Source organism: Pseudomonas cichorii (assembly GCF_019719005.1).
Lineage (GTDB): Bacteria > Pseudomonadota > Gammaproteobacteria > Pseudomonadales > Pseudomonadaceae > Aquipseudomonas > Aquipseudomonas cichorii_E.
In genome coordinates, this window is record NZ_JAIGPJ010000024.1 from 13,794 (window position 1) to 29,795 (window position 16,002).

At 59.0% G+C, this 16,002-nt stretch carries 14 protein-coding genes; 12 read left to right on the plus strand and 2 right to left on the minus strand.

The genetic code is table 11. The features are described from left to right. Positions 1-121: 121 nt before the first annotated feature. The 10 genes from K5D32_RS17070 to K5D32_RS17115 all read left to right on the plus strand — a co-directional run bounded on the left by K5D32_RS17070 (position 122) and on the right by K5D32_RS17115 (position 13,267). A complete protein-coding gene (locus K5D32_RS17070) occupies positions 122-2,341 on the plus strand; it encodes a primosomal protein N' (RefSeq protein ID WP_221577237.1) in 2,220 nt (739 codons plus the stop codon). 181 nt (positions 2,342-2,522) lie between these two features. Next, entirely contained in the window at positions 2,523-4,259 is a 1,737-nt protein-coding gene (gene argS, locus K5D32_RS17075; protein WP_221601175.1) for an arginine--tRNA ligase, read from the plus strand. A gap of 1 nt (position 4,260) precedes the next feature. Then, a complete protein-coding gene (locus K5D32_RS17080; RefSeq protein ID WP_025262299.1) occupies positions 4,261-4,956 on the plus strand; it encodes an SPOR domain-containing protein in 696 nt (231 codons plus the stop codon). A 194-nt stretch (positions 4,957-5,150) separates the two neighbouring features. Further along, the gene (gene hslV / locus K5D32_RS17085; protein WP_025262300.1) at positions 5,151-5,681 is read left to right on the plus strand and encodes an ATP-dependent protease subunit HslV; all 531 of its coding nucleotides are present in this window, start codon (positions 5,151-5,153) and stop codon (positions 5,679-5,681) included. Between the two features lie 46 nt (positions 5,682-5,727). After that, complete coding sequence (gene hslU / locus K5D32_RS17090) at positions 5,728-7,065, plus strand: ATP-dependent protease ATPase subunit HslU (RefSeq protein WP_198725262.1); 1,338 nt, start codon at positions 5,728-5,730, stop codon at positions 7,063-7,065. A 123-nt stretch (positions 7,066-7,188) separates the two neighbouring features. Further along, positions 7,189-7,566 carry a gamma-butyrobetaine hydroxylase-like domain-containing protein gene (locus K5D32_RS17095; protein ID WP_221593556.1) on the plus strand — a complete coding sequence of 126 codons (378 nt, stop codon included), beginning with the start codon at positions 7,189-7,191 and terminating at the stop codon, positions 7,564-7,566. A 423-nt stretch (positions 7,567-7,989) separates the two neighbouring features. After that, positions 7,990-9,669 (plus strand): class II poly(R)-hydroxyalkanoic acid synthase, encoded by a 1,680-nt coding sequence (gene phaC, locus K5D32_RS17100; RefSeq protein ID WP_221577240.1) that lies wholly within the window; start codon positions 7,990-7,992, stop codon positions 9,667-9,669. Positions 9,670-9,816: 147 nt separating this feature from the next. Then, the gene (phaZ, locus tag K5D32_RS17105) at positions 9,817-10,674 is read left to right on the plus strand and encodes a poly(3-hydroxyalkanoate) depolymerase (RefSeq protein WP_025262304.1); all 858 of its coding nucleotides are present in this window, start codon (positions 9,817-9,819) and stop codon (positions 10,672-10,674) included. Between the two features lie 160 nt (positions 10,675-10,834). Continuing rightward, positions 10,835-12,520, plus strand: a complete 1,686-nt coding sequence (phaC, locus tag K5D32_RS17110; protein ID WP_221601177.1) for a class II poly(R)-hydroxyalkanoic acid synthase — start codon at positions 10,835-10,837, stop codon at positions 12,518-12,520. A gap of 132 nt (positions 12,521-12,652) precedes the next feature. Further along, the gene (locus tag K5D32_RS17115) at positions 12,653-13,267 is read left to right on the plus strand and encodes a TetR/AcrR family transcriptional regulator (RefSeq protein WP_221601179.1); all 615 of its coding nucleotides are present in this window, start codon (positions 12,653-12,655) and stop codon (positions 13,265-13,267) included. A 44-nt stretch (positions 13,268-13,311) separates the two neighbouring features. Here the strand turns inward: K5D32_RS17115 and K5D32_RS17120 are convergent, their stop codons facing one another. Beyond that, positions 13,312-14,088 carry a phasin family protein gene (locus K5D32_RS17120; RefSeq protein ID WP_198725270.1) on the minus strand — a complete coding sequence of 259 codons (777 nt, stop codon included), beginning with the start codon at positions 14,086-14,088 and terminating at the stop codon, positions 13,312-13,314. Between the two features lie 10 nt (positions 14,089-14,098). Continuing rightward, positions 14,099-14,572 carry a phasin family protein gene (locus K5D32_RS17125; protein WP_221601181.1) on the minus strand — a complete coding sequence of 158 codons (474 nt, stop codon included), beginning with the start codon at positions 14,570-14,572 and terminating at the stop codon, positions 14,099-14,101. A gap of 189 nt (positions 14,573-14,761) precedes the next feature. Between K5D32_RS17125 and K5D32_RS17130 the strand changes: the two genes are divergently transcribed. Together K5D32_RS17130 and K5D32_RS17135 are read left to right on the plus strand one after the other, a co-directional pair. Beyond that, positions 14,762-15,025 (plus strand): hypothetical protein, encoded by a 264-nt coding sequence (locus tag K5D32_RS17130; protein ID WP_221593553.1) that lies wholly within the window; start codon positions 14,762-14,764, stop codon positions 15,023-15,025. Positions 15,026-15,463: 438 nt separating this feature from the next. Then, positions 15,464-15,997, plus strand: coding sequence for a PAAR domain-containing protein (locus K5D32_RS17135; RefSeq protein ID WP_221593552.1), 534 nt, complete (start codon positions 15,464-15,466; stop codon positions 15,995-15,997). Positions 15,998-16,002 lie beyond the last annotated feature (5 nt).

A 16,002-nucleotide genomic window follows, 5' to 3' on the forward strand; every position in this document is an offset into this window, starting at 1 on the left:
AATACCGCACGCAATCAGGCGGCGGATATTACCAGACAATCCGTCTGACGCAAGCGAACCTTTAAACCGGTCGTCTGCTAAGATCGCCCCCTCTTTCCTCATCCACCACAGGAAGCATCGCTTGCCAAACGCCATCCTGCGCCTGGCCCTGCCCTCGCCGCTTCGCCGCCTGTTCGACTACCGCGCACCCGCCGGAGTCTCGCGCAGTGCCTTGCAGCCTGGCATGCGTCTGCGGGTGCCGTTCGGCCGACGGGAAATGATCGGCATTCTGGTGGAAGTGGTCGATCACAGCGAAGTCCCCGACGAAAAGCTCAAGCCAGCCATCGCACTGCTCGACAGTCAGACGCCCATGCCTGCGTCACTGTTCAAGCTGTGCCTGTGGACATCCCAGTATTATCAGCACAGCCTGGGCGACACCCTGAGCTGGGCGCTGCCGGTTCTGCTGCGCCAGGGCGAACTGGCCGAAACACGCCAGGAACGCTTCTGGCACGTTACACCTGGCGCAAGTGTCGACGACCCGCGCATCGCCCGCGCGCCCAAGCAGCGCGAAGCCCTGACCACACTGGCCCAGCATCCCCATGGCGTGGCGCATCAGTTGCTCAGCAAGCTGATGCTTAATAAGGAAAGCCTCAATCTGCTGCTGGCCAAAGGGCTGGTAGAGGTTGAAGTCCGCAGCCATGCACCGGCAGCGCGCCATGAGCGCTGGCTGGCGCAGCCGGAACTGCCGCTCAATACCGAGCAGCGCGCCGCCTGCGAAGCGATCCGGGCCGGTTTCGGCAGTTTTCACGCTTTCCTGCTGGCGGGCGTTACTGGCAGCGGCAAGACCGAAGTCTATCTGCAGTTGATCCGCGAAACCCTGGAGGCCGGCAAGCAGGCGCTGGTGTTGATCCCGGAAATCAACCTCGGGCCGCAAACCCTGGCGCGCTTCGAGCAGCGTTTCAATGCCCGGATCGCCCTGCTGCACTCCGCCGTCAATGACCGCGAACGACTGGATGCCTGGCTGGCGGCACGGGATGGCGAGGCCGACATCATCATCGGCACCCGTTCGGCGCTGTTCACCCCGATGAAGAATCCAGGCCTGATCATCATCGACGAAGAGCACGACGGCTCCTATAAACAGCAGGAAGGCCTGCGATACCACGCCCGGGATCTGGCGCTGGTCCGTGCGCGACAGGAAAACATCCCGATTGTGCTGGGCTCGGCCACGCCTTCACTGGAAAGCCTGCACAACGCCTATACCGGCCGTTATGGCCTGCTGCGCCTGAACCAGCGGGCTGGCGGCGCGCAACAGCCACGCTTTCTGCGTCTGGACGTGAAAAGCCGCCCGCTAGACAGCGGCATTTCCGGGCCGATGCAGCAAGCCATCGGCCAGACCCTCGCGGCGGGCCAGCAAGTGCTGGTTTTCCTCAACCGTCGCGGCTTTGCACCCACCTTGCTGTGCCACGATTGCGGCTGGCTGTCGGGCTGCCAGCGCTGCGATGCGCGCATGACCGTTCATCAGCGTTCCGGCGAGCTGCGCTGCCACCATTGCGGGCATGTGGAGCGTGTACCGCGCCAGTGCCCCTCGTGCGGCAAGGTGGATCTGCGGCCCGTGGGCGCAGGCACCGAACGGGCCGAGGAGCGGCTGGCGATTCTGTTCCCGGATTACCCGGTATTGCGCGTCGACCGTGACAGCACGTCGCGCAAGGACGCGATGAATCAGTTATTCGCCACCATTCAGCGCGGGCAACCGTGCATTCTGGTGGGCACGCAAATGCTTGCCAAAGGGCATCACTTCCCCAGAGTGACGCTGGTTTCGATTCTGGACGCCGATGGCGGGCTGTTTTCCGGAGATTTCCGCGCCAGTGAGCGTATGGCGCAGCTGATCGTGCAGGTAGCCGGACGTGCCGGGCGCGCCGAAGAGCCGGGCAAAGTGATTATCCAGACCCATCTGGCCGATCATCCACTGCTGATCCAGTTGACCGAGCAAGGCTACTTCGCCTTCGCCGAACAGGCCCTGAGCGAGCGACGCGCTGCCGGCTTGCCGCCCTTCTCGCATCTGGCCCTGCTGCGCGCCGAAGCCCACAAGCCGGGGCAGGCAGAGGAATTCCTCGATCAGGCCTGCGCCGAAGCCGAGCAGTTGCTGGCCCAAATGAACCTGAGCGGCGTTGAACTACTGGGGCCAGTCCCTGCTCCCATGGAGCGACGCGCCGGACGCTACCGGGCGCAACTGCTGGTCCAGGCAAACGCCCGCGCGCCGCTGCATCGCATGCTCAGCACCTGGCTGCTGATGCTGGAACAAATGCCCAGCGGCAGGCAGGTGCGCTGGTCGCTGGATGTGGACCCGGTGGATCTTTATTGAGGGGGCGTGCTTTTTCGCGAATGAATTCGCTCCTACGGTCTGCGTAGCGAATTCATTCGCGAAGCACACACCCCCGCACATCAGGCTAAAAGGTTGGCAAGCTTGCCCCAGCCACGGATAATGCCCAGTTTTTCCACCCGCGCATCCCGGCGCCACCGCGCTTGCGGTTGAAGAGAGCATCATGAAAGACACCATTCGCCAGCTGATTCAACAAGCCCTGACCCGTCTCGTCACCGAGGGCGTCTTGCCAGAAGGGCTGACGCCGGCGATTCAGGTGGAAAACGCCCGCGACAAGACTCACGGCGATTTCGCCAGCAATATCGCGATGATGCTCGCCAAGCCGGCAGGCATGAAACCCCGTGATCTGGCTGAAAAACTGATCGCTGCACTGCCTGCCGACGAGCAGGTCAGCAAGGTCGAAATCGCAGGCCCGGGCTTTCTGAACTTCTTCCAGAACACTCAGGCACTGGCTGCGCGTCTGGATGCTGCACTAGCCGATCCGCAGTTGTCGGTCCGCAAGGCTGGCGCAGCCCAGCGCGTGGTCGTCGACCTGTCGGCGCCTAACCTGGCCAAGGAAATGCACGTTGGCCACTTGCGCTCGACCATCATCGGCGACGGCGTGGCCAATGTTCTGGAGTTCCTGGGCGACACCGTGATTCGCCAGAACCACGTGGGCGACTGGGGCACCCAGTTCGGCATGCTGCTGGCTTACCTGCAGGAAAAACCTGCCACCAGCGACGAGCTGTCGGACCTGGAAAACTTCTACCGCGCCGCCAAGCAACGCTTCGACGAATCCGAAGAGTTCGCCGAGCGCGCTCGCGGTCTGGTGGTCAAGTTGCAGGCGGGCGATGCCGAATGCCTGGCCCTGTGGAACCGTTTCAACGAGATCTCGCTGTCCCACTGCCAGAAGACCTACGAACGCCTCAACGTCAAACTGACACCCGCTGACGTCAAGGGCGAAAGCGCCTACAACGACGATCTGGCCAATGTCGTCAGCGACCTGAAAGCTTCCGGCCTGCTGGTGGAAAGCAACGGCGCCCAGTGCGTCTTCCTCGAAGAATTCCGCACCGCCGAAGACACGCCACTGCCGGTCATCGTGCAAAAGGCCGGAGGCGGCTACCTGTATGCCACCACTGACCTGGCTGCCATCCGCTACCGCAGCAAGACCCTCAAAGCCGACCGCGTGCTGTACTTCGTCGACCAGCGTCAGGCCCTGCACTTCCAGCAGGTGTTTGAAGTCGCCCGTCGCGCCGGTTTCGTTCATGAAGGCATGCAACTGGAGCACATGGGCTTCGGCACCATGAACGGCGCCGATGGCCGTCCGTTCAAGACCCGCGATGGCGGCACCGTCAAACTGATCGACCTGCTCGACGAAGCCGAAGAGCGCGCCTACACGCTGGTAAAAGAGAAAAACCCGGAGGTCGCCGAAAGCGAGCTGCGCACCATCGCCAAGGCCGTGGGCATCAGCGCGGTGAAATACGCCGACCTGTCCAAGCATCGCACCAGCGATTACAGCTTCAACTTCGATCAGATGCTGAGTTTCGAGGGCAACACCGCGCCGTATCTGCTCTATGCCTACACCCGCGTATCCGGTGTGTTCCGCAAGCTGGGTGCGCCGTTCGATGCCACTCAAGGCCAGATCGTGCTGCAGGCGCCTCAGGAACAGGAGCTGGCTGCACGCCTGGCTCAGTTCACCGAAACCCTGAACAATGTTGCAGAAAAAGGCACGCCTCACGTTCTTTGTGCTTACCTGTATGACCTTGCGGGTCTGTTTTCCAGCTTCTATGAAAACTGCCCGATCCTTGGTGCGGAAAATCCCGATCAGCAACAGAGCCGCCTGCGTCTTGCAGCGTTGACCGGTCGCACTCTCAAGCAAGGCCTGGATCTATTGGGTCTGGAAACTCTGGAGCGTATGTAAGTTGGCAGTTGCGAAGAAGAAACCGGCACCCAAGCGGGGCGCCAGCCGTTATCAGGCACCCGCGAAGAAGCCGATTCCAGGATGGTTATGGCTGGCGATTGGCTTGACCGTGGGCGCATTCATCGTCTTTCTGATGAAGCTCGAACCCGGCGGTGAAGACGTCAAGCGCGCCAAGGCCGAGGCCAAGGCAGCGAAGATCGCCGAAGCGAACAAGACGCCACCGAGCCCGACAGCGCCGGTCAAGCCCAAGTACGACTTCTACACATTGCTGCCGGAATCCGAAGTGATCGTGCCGAACGAAGCGGTGCCGGAAAAGACGCCACCGCCCGTGACCCCGATTGCGCCGGTGTCACCTGAACAGGCGGCGAAGATCGACACCGCCCGCGCCCAGGCGGCCCTCAGCGGCCTGACACCACCACCGGCACCGCCTGTGGCGACCGCGAAACCGGCGCCGGTAACGCAGTTCTTCCTGCAAGCGGGCTCGTTCCGCAAGAAAGAAGATGCCGACAAGGTTCGCGCGCAGATCATCCTGCTCGGCCAGACATCGACAGTGGAGTCGGGTACGGTCAAGGAAGAAACCTGGTACCGGGTGCTGGTCGGCCCGTTCAGCAACCGCGAGCAACTGACCACCGCCCAGAAGCAATTGGCGAGCGGCGGATTTAGTAACCTGTTGTTGCAACAGCGCAGCAAGCAGTAGCACAGGCTTCTGACCTCTTCGCGAATAAATTCGCTCCCACGGAAGCACACAGCAGCCCCGGTAGGAGCGAATTCATTCGCGAAAGCTTCATCACTGGCTTTTTCGCAAATGAATTCGCGGTTGAAATACCCAACCCCACCCCCATATGAGTCTGCATCAGGGCATTTTCGCCCCGCTGCGTGGAGACTCTCCCCTTGACCACCATCGTTTCAGTGCGCCGCCACGGCAAAGTCGTCATGGCTGGCGACGGCCAGGTTTCCCTGGGCAACACCGTCATGAAAGGCAACGCGAAGAAAGTACGTCGCCTGTATCACGGTGAAGTGATCGCCGGTTTCGCCGGAGCCACGGCTGACGCCTTCACGCTCTTCGAGCGTTTCGAAGGTCAGTTGGAAAAGCATCAGGGCCATCTGGTACGCGCCGCTGTCGAACTGGCCAAGGACTGGCGTACCGATCGCTCCCTCAGCCGCCTGGAAGCCATGCTGGCCGTCGCCAACAAGGACGCTTCGCTGATCATCACCGGTAACGGCGATGTCGTGGAGCCTGAAGACGGCCTGATCGCCATGGGTTCGGGTGGCGCATTCGCCCAGGCTGCTGCGCGAGCGCTGCTGCTCAAGACCGATCTGTCGGCCCGCGAAATCACCGAGACTGCCTTGCACATCGCTGGCGATATTTGCGTGTTCACCAACCACAACATCACCATTGAGGAGCAGGACCTCGCTGAATAAGCCGCTGCCTAGCCGACTTCTTTCTGCCTGAGGACCATCAATTACCATGTCCATGACTCCCCGCGAAATCGTCCACGAACTCAACCGCCATATCATCGGCCAGGACGATGCCAAGCGCGCCGTCGCCATTGCCTTGCGCAATCGCTGGCGCCGGATGCAGTTGCCTGAAGAACTGCGCGTCGAAGTAACCCCGAAGAACATTCTGATGATCGGCCCGACCGGTGTCGGCAAGACCGAAATCGCCCGTCGCCTGGCCAAGCTGGCCAACGCGCCGTTCCTGAAGGTTGAAGCCACCAAGTTCACCGAAGTGGGCTATGTGGGCCGTGACGTGGAGTCGATCATTCGCGATCTGGCCGACGCCGCCATGAAGCTGCTGCGCGAGCAGGAGATCGTCAAGGTCCGTCATCGTGCAGAAGATGCAGCCGAAGACCGCATCCTCGATGCACTGCTGCCGCCAGCACGCAGCGGTTTCAGCGAAGAGCCGGTTTCGAGCAGCGATTCCAATACCCGCCAGCTGTTCCGCAAGCGCCTGCGCGAAGGTCAGCTGGACGATAAGGAAATCGAGATCGAGGTCAACGAAACCGTGGGTGTGGATATTTCCGCGCCGCCGGGCATGGAAGAGATGACCAACCAGTTGCAAAGCCTGTTTGCCAACATGGGCAAGGGCAAGAAGAAGAGCCGCAAGCTCAAGGTCAAGGAAGCGCTCAAGCTGGTGCGCGACGAAGAGGCCAGCCGCCTGGTCAACGACGAAGAGTTGAAGGTCAAGGCGCTGGAAGCTGTCGAGCAGCACGGTATCGTGTTCATCGACGAAATCGACAAGGTCGCCAAGCGCGGCAACTCCGGCGGTGTCGATGTCTCCCGTGAAGGTGTACAGCGCGACCTGCTGCCGCTGATCGAAGGCTGCACCGTGAATACCAAGCTGGGCATGGTCAAGACCGACCACATCCTGTTCATCGCTTCGGGTGCATTCCACCTGAGCAAGCCAAGCGACCTGGTACCCGAGCTGCAAGGCCGTCTGCCGATCCGCGTCGAACTCAAGGCCCTGACGCCTCAGGACTTCGAGCGCATCCTCAGCGAGCCGCATGCCTCGCTGACCGAGCAATATCGCGAACTGCTCAAGACCGAAGGCCTGGGTATCGAGTTCCAGCCTGACGGTATCAAGCGTCTGGCCGAAATTGCCTGGCAGGTCAACGAGAAGACCGAAAACATCGGCGCCCGCCGCCTGCACACCCTGCTTGAGCGCCTGCTTGAAGAAGTGTCGTTCAGCGCCGGTGATCTGGCTGGCAGCCCCGACGCCTCGCCTATCCTGATCGACGCCGACTACGTCAACAGCCATCTGGGCGAACTGGCCGAAAACGAAGACCTGTCACGGTATATTTTGTAAGTAGCGGCAAGTGGGGAGCTGTAAGCTGCAAGCTGATTGTGCTTGTAGCTTGCAGCTGCTTTCACTTGAGGCTTGTCACTGCTTCACTTGTAGCTTGTCACTTGTAGCTTGAGGCTCCCCACCGTGCCCCCCATCCCCACCGCCATCGAACTCCACAAAGCCTCGAAAACCCTGACGCTGAAGTACGGGACGAATGAGGTCTATCATTTGCCTGCGGAGTTTCTGCGGGTGCATTCGCCTTCCGCCGAGGTTCAGGGCCATGGCAAGCCGATCCTGCAATTCGGCAAGCTGGGTGTAGGCCTGAGCAAGATCGAACCCGCTGGCCAGTACGCGCTGAAGCTGACGTTCGATGATGGCCACGACAGCGGTCTGTTCACCTGGGAATATCTCTACGAACTGTCCAGGCGCCAGGAATCCCTGTGGGAGGATTATCTGCTGGAGCTGCAAAAGGCGGGCAAGTCCCGCGACCCTTCCGAGCAAGTCATCAGGCTCATGCTCTAACCCTCAGAAAAACGACGGCCTACGCTCGTCAGTTTTTCCCGCTGCCCCCCAATAGCGCCGATCTTTTCCAGAAAGCTCTAGCCTGCCGTTTGACGTATTAGGAAGCGCTTTCTAATCTGTTTTGTTTCAATGTCCCGCGCAGCGGTCAATGACTGACGCTGCTTGCGATTTTTTGAAATCTCGCGTAACCAATGACTTTGGTAAATTCCCTGCATCCCTCCGATGCGCGAATAAGCAGTATGCAAAGCAGTGGTCACACGAAGCGCAGCTGTTCAGGCGCCTTCGCGGTAGCTTGCATAACAAAACCCGGGAATTGGCAGCCAAGCCATCATCGGTCACACGAGCAGTAGTACTGGCGACTCGCCTGTGTCACTGGTTCACAGGGAAAGTCAGTACTCGTCTCAGGACAATGGAGCGTCGTAGATGAGTAGCAAGAACAACGATGACCTGCAGCAGCATGCCTCTGAACACACCTTGGGTCTGAACCCGGTGGTTGGCTTGCGCCGCAAGGATTTACTGACCACCGCTCGCATGGTTCTGCGCCAGGCAATCAAGCAACCGTTCCACAGTCTCAAGCATGTCGCCCACCTGGGTGTTGAAATCAAGAACGTGATGTTCGGCAAGTCGGCCCTGCAACCCGCCGCGGACGACAGACGCTTTGCGGATCCGGCCTGGAGCCAGAACCCGCTGTATCGTCGTTATTTGCAGAGTTACCTGGCATGGCGCAAGGAACTGCATGACTGGATCGACGGCAGCAACCTGACACCTCAAGACATCAGCCGTGGTCATTTTGTGATCAACCTGATGACCGAAGCCATGTCTCCGACCAACACGGCCGCCAACCCGGCGGCGGTAAAGCGTTTCTTCGAGACGGGCGGCAAAAGCATTTTCGATGGCCTGGCGCATCTGGCCAAGGACCTGGTACACAACGGCGGCATGCCAAGCCAGGTCAACATGGATGCCTTTGAAGTCGGCAAGAACCTGGGCACCACCGAGGGTTCAGTGGTGTTTCGCAACGAAGTGCTGGAGCTGATCCAGTACAAGCCCATCACCGAGCAGGTTCATGAGCGGCCATTGCTGGTCGTGCCGCCGCAGATCAACAAGTTCTATGTCTTCGACCTGAGCCCGGAAAAGAGCCTGGCGCGCTTCTGCCTGCGCAGTAACGTGCAGACCTTCATCATCAGTTGGCGCAACCCGACCAAGGCGCAGCGTGAGTGGGGCCTTTCCACCTACATCGAGGCCCTCAAGGAAGCGGTGGATGTAGTGACTGCCATCACCGGCAGCAAAGATATCAACATGCTCGGCGCCTGTTCGGGCGGCATCACCTGCACCGCATTGCTGGGGCATTACGCCGCGCTGGGCGAGCAGAAGGTTCATGCCCTGACGCTGCTGGTCAGCGTGCTGGACACCACGCTGGATACCGAAGTCGCCCTGTTCGTCGATGAGCAGACCCTGGAAACGGCCAAGCGCCACTCCTATCAGGCCGGCGTACTGGAAGGTCGCGACATGGCCAAGGTATTCGCCTGGATGCGCCCCAACGACCTGATCTGGAACTACTGGGTCAACAATTACCTGCTGGGTAATGAACCGCCCGTGTTCGACATCCTGTTCTGGAACAACGACACCACTCGCCTGCCCGCCGCCTTTCATGGCGACCTGATCGAGATGTTCAAGAACAACCCGCTGACCCGCCCCAATGCCCTTGAAGTCTGCGGCACGCCGATCGATCTGAAGCAGGTCACAAGCGACGTGTTCTGTCTGGCGGGCACCAACGATCACATCACGCCCTGGGCTTCCTGCTACAAGTCAGCCCGCCTGTTTGGTGGCAAGACCGAGTTCGTGCTGTCCAGCAGCGGCCATATCCAGAGCATCCTGAATCCTCCGGGCAACCCCAAGGCGCGCTACATGACCAACCCGGAAATGCCGGCCGAACCTTCGGTCTGGCAGGAAAACGGGACCAAGCACACCGATTCGTGGTGGCTGCACTGGCAGGCCTGGAAGACCGAGCGCTCAGGCAAGCTGAAGAAGGCACCTGCGGCACTGGGTAACAAGGCATTCCCGCCAAGTGAAGCCTCGCCGGGTACATACGTTCACGAACGCTAAGCTGATAGAGACGAGCGAATGCTTGCTGCCGGGGCCAGGACGGAAGTACCGGCAGCAGGCAGGCGCAAACATGACCGTCGCACCTCGGTCGATCTGGTAAAAGCGCAGGACGGCTTTCCCAGCGGTTTAACCAACAGGGCTTAGCGTATGCCTCAACCGTTTGTTTTCCGTTCCATCGATCTGGACGGTCATACCATCCGCACCGCAGTGCGACCCGGCAAGAGCCATCTGACGCCCTTGCTGATCTTCAATGGCATCGGCGCCAACCTCGAGTTGGTGTTTCCGTTTGTCGACGCGCTGGACCCTGATCTGGAAGTCATCGCTTTCGATGTACCGGGAGTCGGTGGCTCTTCGACGCCCAGCCGCCCTTATCGTTTTCCGGGGCTGGCAAAGCTGGCGGCGCGAATGCTCGATTATCTGGATTACGGCCAGGTCAATGCGATTGGTGTGTCATGGGGCGGAGCGCTGGCTCAGCAGTTCGCTCACGACTACCCCGAGCGTTGCCGCAAACTGGTGCTGGCGGCGACGGCGGCCGGCATGATCATGGTGCCGGGCAAACCTCGTGTGCTGTGGTTGATGGCAAGCCCACGGCGTTATATCCAGCCGTCCCATGTCATCCGCATTGCGCCGGAAATCTATGGCGGTGCCTTCCGGCGCGATCCGCATCTGGCAGCCAATCATGCCGCCAAGGTACGTTCGTCCGGCAAGCTGGGTTACTACTGGCAACTGTTCGCTGGCATGGGCTGGACCAGCGTTCACTGGCTGCACAAGATCCATCAGCCGACGCTGGTCCTGGCCGGCGACGACGATCCATTGATCCCACTGGTAAATATGCGCCTGCTGGCCTGGCGTATACCCAATGCCCAGCTACACATAATCGATGACGGTCATTTGTTTTTGATCACACGCGCCGAAGCCGTTGCTCCCATCATCATGAGTTTCCTGCAGCAGGAGCGCCAACGCGCTGTCATGCATCCACAGCCCACGCCACCCAAAGGGCACTGATCCGACCCGTCGTACTCAACGAAGCAGGAACGCTTCGAGACAATCGCTTTACCGACTGCGCCACGACAGGAGTGTCACACGGAGCAGAACGACGCATGCTGCCATGACAGGCGCTGCGTCAGCCCACTGGTTGATGGCTTGACGAAGGAGTGTTGCCCTCATGCGAGAAAAATCAGCGAAGGTCGCCGCCACGACTCCGGCGACTTACATAAATGCACAAAGCGCTATTACCGGCCTGCGCGGTCGAGATCTGTTTCATACTTTGCGCAGCGTCGCCTCCCAAGGCTGGAAACATCCACTGCGCAGCGCCCGACATGCCCTGGCACTGGGCAGCCAGTTGGGCAAAGTGATGCTTCTGGGAGACATGCCCCATACCCCCAACCCGCGTGACAGCCGCTTCGCGGACCCGACCTGGAGCCTCAACCCGCTGTACCGTCGTGGCTTGCAGGCTTACCTGAGCTGGCAGCACCAGACCCGACTCTGGATCGATGAAAGCGACCTGTCCAAGGACGACCGGGCACGGGCACACTTTCTGTTCTCGCTGATCAATGATGCGCTGTCACCGTCCAATACCCTGCTCAACCCGCTGGCCATCAAGGAGCTTTTCAACTCCGGCGGCAGCAGCGTGTTCAAGGGCCTGGGCCATATGGCCGACGACCTGCTGCACAACAATGGCCTGCCTCGTCAGACCACCAAGGATGCCTTCGAGATTGGCCGTACGCTCGCCACCACTCCGGGCTCCGTGGTGTTTCGCAATGAAATGTTCGAGCTGATCCAGTACAAGCCGATGAGCGAAAAGCAGTACTCTCGGCCTTTGCTGATCGTCCCGCCACAGATCAACAAGTTCTACATCTTCGACCTGAGCTCCACCAACAGCTTTGTGCAGTACGCCCTGAAGAATGGCCTGCAGACCTTTGCTATCAGCTGGCGTAACCCCGATGTACGGCATCGCGAATGGGGACTCTCCAGTTACGTCGAAGCGACCGAGGAAGCGATGAACATCTGCCGGGCGATTACCGGCGCACGGGAAGTCAATCTGTTGGGCGCCTGTGCCGGCGGCCTGACTATCGCAGCCCTGCAAGGCCATTTGCAGGCCAAGCGGCAGATCCGCCGGGTCGCCAGTGCGACTTACATGGTCAGCCTGCTGGACAGCCAGATTGAAAGCCCGGCTACTCTGTTCATCGACGAGGAGGCCCTGGAAGCGGCCAAGCGTCGCTCGTATCAGCGCGGCGTGCTGGAGGGCAGCGACATGGGCCGGATCTTTGCCTGGATGCGCCCCAACGACCTGATCTGGAGTTACTGGATCAACAACTACTTGCTGGGCAAGACTCCGCCCGCGTTCGACATCCTGTACTGGAACAACGACACCACGCGCCTGACGGCAGCACTGCATGGCGACCTGCTGGACTTCTTCAAGCACAATCCGCTCAGCCATCCGGGCGGCCTGGAAGTCTGCGGCACGCCCATCGACCTGCAGAAAGTGACGGTGGACAGCTTCAGCATTGCCGGCATCAATGATCACATCACGCCTTGGGATTCGGTCTATCGCTCAACGCTGCTGCTGGGCGGCGAGCGACGCTTCCTGCTGGCCAACAGTGGCCATGTGCAAAGCATCCTCAACCCGCCGGGCAACCGCAAAGCCAACTTTGTCGAAAACGACAAGCTGAGCAGCGACCCGCGGGCCTGGTATTACGATGCCAAGCACAACGAAGGCAGTTGGTGGCCCACCTGGCTGAAATGGATTCACGAGCGCTCCGGCACCCAGCACGAAACCCGGATCGAACTGGGCAACGCCAATTACCCTACAATGGAGGCTGCGCCTGGAACCTATGTGCATGTGCGTTAGCAGGAGCGAATTCATTCGCGAGACGCCATTGACTGCGACAGGTTTTCCGGGGATGTACGGGCCTGTCGCGAATAAATTCGCTACTACGATGCCAACCGGTTTGCGCCCCCGCCCCCTAAACAAGAAGACTGGATGAAAACCCGCGACCGAATAATTGAATGCGCCCTGACGCTGTTCAATCAGCAGGGCGAGCCCAATGTCTCTACCCTGGAAATCGCCAACGAACTGGGTATCAGCCCCGGCAATCTCTATTACCATTTCCATGGCAAGGAGCCATTGGTGATGGGACTGTTCGAGCGCTTCCAGGCCGAACTGGCTCCGTTGCTCGATCCGCCTGCCGATGCGCGACTCAATGCCGAGGACTACTGGCTGTTCCTGCACCTGATCGTCGAGCGCCTGGCGCACTACCGTTTTCTGTTCCAGGACCTGTCCAACCTGGCCGGTCGCCTGCCCAAGCTGGCACGGGGCATTCGCAACCTGCTCAACTCCCTCAAGCGCACTCTGGCTTCACTGCTGGCAAGGCTCAAGGCTCAGGGACAATTGATCAGCGAAACCCAGGCACTGGGGCAACTGGTGGAGCAGATCACCATGAACCTGCTGTTCTCACTGGACTATCAGCGCATTCTGGGACGCGAAGGGGAAGTGCGGGTGGTGGTCTATCAGATCATGATGCTGGTGACACCACATCTGGTGCCAACATCAAGGCAGGCGGCCGAAGAGCTGGCCATGCAGTATTTGAGCAGGTAAACCCGACCTGTCGAACAGGTCGGGCTGGATGCAGCAACCTGTTATCAGGCCTGACCGGTTGTTGGCGTCGACGCAGGGGGTGTCGACGGCGCAGCAGCCGGAGAAGCAGCAGGTGTCGCCGAGGCCGACGCTGCTGGTTTGGCAGCAGGTTTTGCAGCCGGCTTCCTGGCAGCAGGTTTTTTCGGAGCAGGTTTGGCTGCCGATTTGGCCTTGTCTGCAGTCGAAGATGCAGCCTTGCTCACAGCATCGACCGGCTTGGCGGCAGCTTTCTTGACTGCCGGTTTGGCCGCTGCAGTTTTGGTCGCAACCTTGTCTGCGGTTTTCGCCACAGTCTTGGCAGCAGCCTTGACCAGCGGTTTCGCCGTGCTTTTGGCAGGTGCTGTCGAACGGGACGCAACCGGCTTGGCCTTGGCGCCTGTCAACAGCTCGATCTGGCGGGTCAGTTCATCGACCTTGCCGTGCAACGCCTGCACTTCATTACGGCTCGGCACACCGAGGCGCGAAATGGCACTGTTCAGACGCTTGTCGAACGCGCCTTCGAGTTCATTCCACTTGCCCAGCGCGAGATCCTTCACGTCACCCACACGGGACTTGGCCGCCTTCGCAGTATCCTTGGCATTGTCGAGTTGCTTCTCGGCTTCTACCTTGGTCTGCTTCTCGGCCTTTTCGCCGTCTTTTACCAGTGTTTCAAATAGCTTACTGCCGTCATTGCTGATCTTGGAGTAAGCGCCCAAACCAGCCAGCCAGATCTGGCGAGAGTATTTTTCAACCTCGCCAATCCAGGAGCTGCCTTCTTTTTCAACTTTTTTCTTGCCAGCCATCCTGCTCTCCTTAATGTTCAGGCTCGATACGTTCGAGCTTTTTGGGCTCATTACGCTCGAGCTTTTTAGGCCCGACACGTTCAAGCAATGCCGTCAGCTCATCGAGCTTAGCAGAGAGTGTCTCAACATCATGTTTAGATGGAATGCCGATCCGGTTCAAGCCCTTGGCGACACGGCGATCAAAGGCGCTTTCGATCTTGTCGAACTGAGCCTCGACACGGCCCTTGACGCCTGAAACCTCGCCTTTGATCGAATCGATTTCGCTGTTGGCCGCTTCAAGCTTTTCATCGACAGCCTTCTTGGCGTCTTTCTCCACCTTTTCGCCAGTCTTGATCAGCTCTTTGACGTACTCGGTGCCTTCCTGGTTGGCCTTGGCATAAGCGCCAAGCCCCGCCAGCCAGATTTTGCGGGCATACAGTTTCACTTCGGAAAACGCTGTTGCCTGATCGTCTTCAACTTTTTTCTTCAGGGTAGCCTTGGCCATGGTGCACCTCACTCTCGAAAGTTCAAGGAACCGCCCTTGTCAGGGCATGACTCAAAAGTACGGAGAAAAATTAGAATGCACACCCTAGGTCCTCGATCAGCGCTCACTATCTTTTCAGAAACGGTTAATCCGTAGCTAAAAATGAGCGAAACCTTGTTTACTACGACGCAGTGACTAGTGGAGGCAATCATGGCAAAAATCGCACGCAAAAAGCTGTCCGAGGAAGCGATTGAAAACCTTGAGGGGCATATCCCCGAAATAGCTGCCAGCGCCACTTCTGCTGCGTATTACCGCACCCTGGCTGCTGGCCACACGGTCGTACAAGTCAAAGGAATGAATGTCGTCGCCTCAGACGCCGACGACAATATTCGCGTCATTGCCGAGGCCAAACCTCGCTGTAAAGTCATCGTAGGTCAGGCCATCAAGGTGCGCAGGCTGGATGTAAGTGCCTAACGCCCTGTCTCGATAATAATTCTCCGAACCATTATCGTCCTTGTAAGCATATGGATGAACGTACAGACATTGTCTTGGGTTCCCAAGAGCAAACAGAGCCAAGCTGTCGAGCAAGGTCTGCCACCATCGGTCAGGGTTATGGTCGCTGCGCCCCGAAAATCCTGCCGGCCTCTCAGGTTGAAACGGCCCAGTAGCTGTAGTGCCAATCAGTTAAGGCGAACTCAGATTAACGTGGGAGGGGCCTTGGCCGCGACGACCCGGCTGAAGACAACACATTCTACTGCGAGCCCGCAAACATAAGAAATTACGAGACAAGGCAATAAATAGTGGCTGTACAATTCGCTTGGCTAAAACGAAAGAAGTGCGGACTATCGAGAATCATCTTTCAAAATAATCTGATACGATCGACCTCGTAAATACTCTGACAGGAAGTCAAATATGGCAAAGCCAGCCGCACGTATCACCGACCCCACTAGTTGCCCCATACCAGGGCACGCCTCTCAAGCGATCGCCTCCGGTTCTCCCGACGTGTTCTTCGACGGACTTGCAGCAGCGACTAAAGGAGATACCTGCACTTGTGGCAGCGTTTTAACGTCTGCCGTATCGACTACCGTTTTTATCAATGGCAAAAATGCTGCTCTGGTCGGTACTGTCGGAGCTCATGGTGACGTAGTAATTGGCGGTTCAGGCACTGTAATCATTGGTGATACGCACACTCCAGCGCCGTTCACACCTCCACTCCCGCTTTTATTGCAAAAGACCTACGGGCATACCTTCAGCATCGTTGATAGCGAAACAGGCCAACCTTTAGTCGGAAGAAATTTTACTGCCTCCGTTGATGGCAAAAAAATTACCGGCATTACTGATAGTTCGGGAATAGCACATATCAAAACCCCTATCAAAGATGCCTCTATTTCGGTGAGTATTGATTTTAACTCCCCTGCTCGGACGCTCAGCGAGCTCACGGAGTAATCAAG

Bases quoted from the DNA above. Each gene is read 5' to 3' on its own strand.
- phaZ (WP_025262304.1), top strand. From the start codon at position 9,817: ATGCCTCAACCGTTTGTTTTCCGTTCCATCGATCTGGACGGTCATACC.
- phaC (WP_221577240.1), top strand. From the start codon at position 7,990: ATGAGTAGCAAGAACAACGATGACCTGCAGCAGCATGCCTCTGAACAC.
- phaC (WP_221601177.1), top strand. From the start codon at position 10,835: ATGCGAGAAAAATCAGCGAAGGTCGCCGCCACGACTCCGGCGACTTAC.
- K5D32_RS17120 (WP_198725270.1), bottom strand. From the start codon at position 14,088: ATGGCTGGCAAGAAAAAAGTTGAAAAAGAAGGCAGCTCCTGGATTGGC.
- hslU (WP_198725262.1), top strand. From the start codon at position 5,728: ATGTCCATGACTCCCCGCGAAATCGTCCACGAACTCAACCGCCATATC.
- K5D32_RS17125 (WP_221601181.1), bottom strand. From the start codon at position 14,572: ATGGCCAAGGCTACCCTGAAGAAAAAAGTTGAAGACGATCAGGCAACA.
- K5D32_RS17115 (WP_221601179.1), top strand. From the start codon at position 12,653: ATGAAAACCCGCGACCGAATAATTGAATGCGCCCTGACGCTGTTCAAT.
- K5D32_RS17130 (WP_221593553.1), top strand. From the start codon at position 14,762: ATGGCAAAAATCGCACGCAAAAAGCTGTCCGAGGAAGCGATTGAAAAC.
- argS (WP_221601175.1), top strand. From the start codon at position 2,523: ATGAAAGACACCATTCGCCAGCTGATTCAACAAGCCCTGACCCGTCTC.
- K5D32_RS17135 (WP_221593552.1), top strand. From the start codon at position 15,464: ATGGCAAAGCCAGCCGCACGTATCACCGACCCCACTAGTTGCCCCATA.